Source organism: Novipirellula sp., from assembly GCF_041583735.1.
Classification (GTDB): domain Bacteria; phylum Planctomycetota; class Planctomycetia; order Pirellulales; family Pirellulaceae; genus Novipirellula.
The window spans coordinates 1-5,530 of the sequence record NZ_JBFHFD010000586.1 but is presented as its reverse complement, the minus strand read 5'-3'; the positions used below and the strand labels follow the sequence as shown (position 1 = coordinate 5,530).

Annotated in this window: 4 protein-coding genes; 1 reads left to right on the top strand and 3 read right to left on the bottom strand. The window is 54.5% G+C overall.

Annotation, left to right across the window (positions count from 1 at the left end):
• A partial coding sequence (locus ABX962_RS28885; protein WP_372724684.1) for a PVC-type heme-binding CxxCH protein occupies positions 1–2,118 on the bottom strand: 2,118 nt, incomplete at its 3' end.
• A 119-nt stretch (positions 2,119–2,237) separates the two neighbouring features.
• Positions 2,238–3,359, bottom strand: coding sequence for a Gfo/Idh/MocA family protein (locus ABX962_RS28880; protein ID WP_372724686.1), 1,122 nt, complete (start codon positions 3,357–3,359; stop codon positions 2,238–2,240).
• Positions 3,360–3,737: 378 nt separating this feature from the next.
• On the opposite strand from ABX962_RS28880, the gene ABX962_RS28875 reads away from it, so the two are divergent.
• On the top strand, positions 3,738–4,895 hold the full coding sequence (locus ABX962_RS28875; protein ID WP_372724682.1) for a XylR family transcriptional regulator: 1,158 nt from the start codon (positions 3,738–3,740) through the stop codon (positions 4,893–4,895).
• Between the two features lie 35 nt (positions 4,896–4,930).
• Here ABX962_RS28875 and ABX962_RS28870 read toward each other — a convergent pair.
• Positions 4,931–5,530 (bottom strand): RAD55 family ATPase (locus ABX962_RS28870; RefSeq protein ID WP_372724680.1); only part of this gene is annotated, 600 nt, incomplete at its 5' end.

The window sequence follows — 5,530 nt, the reverse complement described above, 5'->3', positions numbered from 1 at the left end:
TTGAGCGTGTTTACGGGTCAACATTGTCGGATGAGTCAGGGCGGCCACCCATTCGCTTGGCGTCGCCTTGGACAGATCGGGACTTGGTTTTGCATCAGATCCACCGAACACCACGCGATAGATGCGTCCATGTTTCTTGTCACGAAGCTTCGTCTCGTAAGCCGCTCCCTTGCCGGTCTCGAATCCTTGCGGCGTCGGATTGTGTTGAACGATGTAGTTGTACCAATCGATGATCCACACTTGGCCGTCGGGCCCAATTTCGGCCATGATTGGAGCGGTCCATTCGTCGTCACTCGCAAGCAGATTAAACGGACTCGTCGAAGTGAATCCGCTGCCATCGTGTTTCAGCACAAACGCTCCGGTCAAGTGTCCCGTCGGTCCGTTCACAAAGGCAACGCGGTTCCAATATTCCTGAGGGTATTCGCGAGCCGTGTACAGCGAGTGACCTGCGGCAGCGGTGTAGCCGCCGTGATGATCGACTTGGCGAACCTTGTCTGTGATCGGATGAAAATCGTTGCTGTCCGCGATCGATGAAAGCGTTAGCGATGGCGTCCAGCCGCGGACTCGCTCGTAATAGCGATTGGCGATCGGCATGAAGACACTGGGGTTGCCGTTAGCGGTCGAGCCAAAGATCAATCCTTCTTCGCTGATGCCGAGTCCCCACGTGTTATTATTGGTCGAGCGGATGAATTCCACCTCGGACCCATCGGGGCGCATGCGAAAGAATCCCATTCGAAAAGCTTGCTGCGGTTTTCCGTCGGCAACGGGTTTGGATTGGTTGTAGCCCTGCATCGCCCAGATCCAGTTGTCCAATCCGTACTGGAAATTGCTGACGCCACCGTGGGTGTCGCCGAGCGTCCAATTGGTGACCAGCGTTTTGCGAACGTCGGCTTTGTCATCGCCGTCGGTGTCTTTTAGGTACAGTGTCTCGGTAGCGTTTTGAACGATCGCTCCGCCGTCATGAAATGTGATGCTGGTCGGGATGCTCAGCTCTTCCGCAAACACGGTGAACTTGTCTGCTTTCCAATCGCCGTCGGTGTCTTCACAGATGCGGATGCGATCGCGTCCCTTGCCGGCCGGTTGCAATTCGTTGGGGTAGTCGTAGGTCTCGGCGACCCACAATCGGCCTCGTTCGTCCCATGCCATGCAGATTGGTTTGCCCTTCAAATCCGGCTCCGACGCAAACAGTTCGACATGGAATCCCTTGGGGACAACCAGATGCTTCATCGACTCGGCGGGTTCGAGTGGTTTTTGCATCATGTTCATTGGCTTGCCCTGCACTCCCCATTTATCCGAGGGCGTGTAGTTGGGGATTTCGCTACCGACGTCTTGGTATTCAAACGGTTTGACGTCTTTGGCGATCTTCGTCATCTCGGGAACCGGAAACGCTCGGTCTTGCAGGAAATCGCCCGCTTGTTGCGGATCCCGTTTGGCTGCCCAGCGGATGCCGCGTTCGACAAGGTTTTGGAAGCCAGGGTTGGTCCAAGTCCGCGAATCGTGTCCCCACGCGGTATAGAAAACGCGTCCATCCCCTTCGCTGCGGATCCATGTCCACGGTTCGCGGCCTTCGGCGTCGACACGATACTCGAGCACCGTACGGTTTTTTTCGTTGTGCATGTGATGCACGTACGTTTCGTCCCAACTTTCGAACCCGCCAAATCCTTGCATCAGTGGGTGATCGGTGTTGGCGATGTCGGTGCGGAACACACCGGTGCCGTGCCGCTGGAATTGGGCTCCTATCAACGCCACGATCCGGTCGTCATTGCGAAAACAATACGTGGCACAGTGCAGCGGTACAAAACCGCCGCCCTGCTTGACGTATTGCAGCAACGCATCGGCTTGTGATTTTTCAATATGGTCGATGTTCGCGTACAGCACCACTGCATCGTATTGCCTGAGCGATTGGGGATTCAGCATTGCCAAATCTTCGCGATAGGTCATCTCGATTCCACGTGCTTTCAAAACGGGCGTAAGCTCGTCAAAGCGTGGTTTGGGTTGATGGTGACCTTGGTCGCCGAGAAACAGGACTTGCAATGAATCGGCCGCACCTGCCGATCCCGAAATGATCGATGCAACCACAAGTAACAGAAGTGTGAAGACGGAAAACGAGTGTTTCATAGTCGTGGGAGACGAAAAAAGGGGAGGTAGGGAAAACGGGGGCGACGGAGTTCGCCAGCAACGGGCCAATAAGCCAATCACGGGGCCCGCGGAACGATCGAAATGCAGAGACGGACGCATTAATCCGTCAGGCATGCCGTCCGTTCGCGTGACAATGTGAATTCAGGCAGATGAACCACTTTGCCACCGTTCATTGCCGATTCGTGAGCACAGATGCCGACGCAGGTCCAGTTTGCGCTGGTCACGGCGTCGGGGAGCGGACGGCGTTTCTCGAGCACACTGCTGACGAACTCGTGGACCAGGTGGGGATGCGATCCACCGTGACCTCCGCCTTGTAGGAACGACAAGTGATCGGCGTCGTGGATTTCTTGGGGCAAGGTGAAGCGGCGGATCGGCTCAGGCAGTAGATGGGCAAAGTCGGGAACGTCGAATTTCTCGGCAATCTCGTGCTCTGGCTTCTTAGCCGTATGAATCACGTGAGGTTCGTTTTCGATCAAACTCCATTCAAAACTTTTCTCCGTTCCGTAGACATCAAAGCTCTCGCGATACTGTCGTGCGACGTCATACAAGAATCGCCAAATATGGGCGGTCAGATCGGTATCTTGGATTTTGATATGACATGTTTCCACGGCGAACGGGTTACCCGATTTCTTAGCAATGTCTTCGCGGACAGTGCCCGATCCAAAACAGCTGACGTATTCCGCCAACCCGCCGACAAGTCCCAGACACGGGCTGACCACGTGCGTTGCGTAGTGCATCGGAATCATCTTTTCCCAGTACGAGGGCCAGCCATCCATGTCTTGCGGATGCGAGGCGGCTAGGTACTGGATCTTGCCCAATTCGCCACTTTCGTACAGTTGTTTGATGAACAAATATTCGCGGCTATAGACCACCGTTTCGGCCATCATGTAGTGCAGACCTGTGTCCTGTACCTTCTGCACAATTTTTTGGCAGTCTTCGATGGTGGTTGCCATCGGTACCGTGCACATCACATGCTTGCCCGCGTCGAGCGCCTGCAAGGACATCCACGCGTGATCAGGAATGGGCGAGTTGATGTGGACCGCATCCACGTTGGGGTCGGCAAGCAAGTCATCGAACGACGTGTAGCGTCCGCTGATTTCGAACTGGTCGCCACACTCATCGAGTCCCGCTTGGTCGCGGCGGCAAATTGCGACCACTTCCGCGTTTGGGTGAGCTTGATAAATAGGGATAAACTCGGCTCCAAAACCAAGTCCCACCATCCCTAAACGCAATTTCTTTGAGGTTTCTGACACGATCGTTTCTCTCTGTGAAGGATTTGGAGGTGTGATTCAACGTTTAGTTTAGGGGACCAACCGCCAGCGGAGTGGGCGGGCGGTTGATTCAGGGAAGGACTAGTAAAAATCACCGGTAAACGGGGGAGCGTGCCGGACAGATGAGGCACGTCAGATGCTGGGCAGCCGAGGCACCCAACGTGATTCGTGCATGCATTGTCGGTCCGTAGCGAGCTTGCGTCGATGAGATGCTACGCGAAAACGTTGAGATATTTCACTGCATTTTATTGCGGATTTGCTTGACGGTTCCTCGTATAATATCTAGCTCACCCCCATTTTCTTGATGCCTTTAGTAGAGTTTTTGCGATGATTCGACGTCGTTCCGTCGCGCTCTTGATTGAAACCTCCAATGCGTATGCGCGAGGATTATTGTCCGGAATCGTCGACTACATTCATTCGCATGACGCGTGGTCGATTTATTTGCCCGAACAAGAGCGAGCTGCCCCGCCGCCGGAATGGATTCGGCGTTGGAAGGGGGATGGGATCATTGCTCGGATTGAAACCAAAGAGATCGCCGAGTCGATCCAAAAGGCCGGGATACCCGTTGTGGATGTCAGCGCGGCGCGTCACTATCCCGGCGTTCCGTGGGTGGAAACCAATGACGCGGTCATCGCAACGCTTGCAGCAGAGCATCTGCTGCAGCGTGGGTTCAAGCATCTTGGTTTCTGTGGCGATGCGGATTTCAATTGGTCAAAATGGCGGCGAAATTATTTTCGCGACGAGGTGGAAAAGGCGGGGTGTGATTTTCACTTCTATGAGACGGCCGTGAACGAGATGAATCCGTCGTCGCTCGAAAATGAACGCAAACGGATTGCCCAGTGGCTCAAAAATCTACCGCGACCGATTGGTCTGCTTGCCTCCTATGACATCAAGGCGCAGCTGGTTCTCGATGTTTGTCGCGAACTCGAAATTGCGGTGCCCGAAGAGATCGCGGTGTTGGGAGTCGATAACGACGAACTGCTTTGCAGTCTGGCCGATCCGCCCCTTTCGAGTGTCGTACCTAATTCGCGTAAAACCGGATTCGAAGCGGCACGGTTGCTCGATCAAATGATGAAGGGAGAAGAGGTTTCCGAGGAAGGATTGTTGATCGAACCGCTGGGGGTTGAAACACGTCAATCCACTGACATTCTCGCCATCGATGACACCGATGTTGCGGCGGCGCTGCAGTTTATTCGTCAGCATGCGTTCGCCGGCATCAATGTCAACGACATCGTTCGGCATGTAAATATTTCGCGTCGTGTGCTTGAAACGCGTTTCCGCAACGTCATCGGCCGGACACCGCACGAAGAGATCCTGCGGCAACGGATCACGCGAGTCAAAAAACTGCTCGCCGAAACCGATATGACGCTACGCCAGATCGCGACACGGACCGGATTTGAGCATACCGAATACTTGACCGTCGCATTCAAACGCGAAACCAAGCAAACGCCCACTCAGTTCCGCAAAGGTGTGACAAACAAATAGCCAAGGCAAATAGTGACGGTAAATAGTGACGGCGATTATCGCATCAGCTTCAAGCCCGCTTCGGTAATCGTGAAAGGCACGATCGATTCGTCGCAAGCACTGCCGCGATGTTTCGCAACATGCAACGCGCGTCCCATCTTGTTCCCGTCACGGGTTTTGCCCATCAAGATGATCGTGTTGGCGTTGGACAGCACATCACCGCTTTGAATTGGACGTACTAACAAATCATCCAGCATCACTTCGTGGCTGGTGTACAGTAGCGTGCACCCGATGGCTCGATGGTCGTAGGCGTGAGCTTGAATCGCTTCCTCATTCTTGCGGAACGCGACGCGGAATAGGTCGCGGGCGACCCAATCGTGCTCTTTCCGCAAGATTTGGTGATAGATGTACTCAAACATCTCGAACTGAATCGAATCGGCGGCCTTGTCGGTCGGTTCCACCCCGTCGATCACACAGCGGCGAACACCATGAGCAAAGTTGCCATAGAAAAATGCGATGGCTTGATCCAATTTCTTGGACTGCTCGTATTTCCATTCTCGCCAACTGTCCGAATCGAGATCGCTGGCGGTGACGCGGCGTCCAGAGTGCTGGAAGATATGCATGTAATCGCGTCGCGAGTGGGCGGCGTCCCAGAT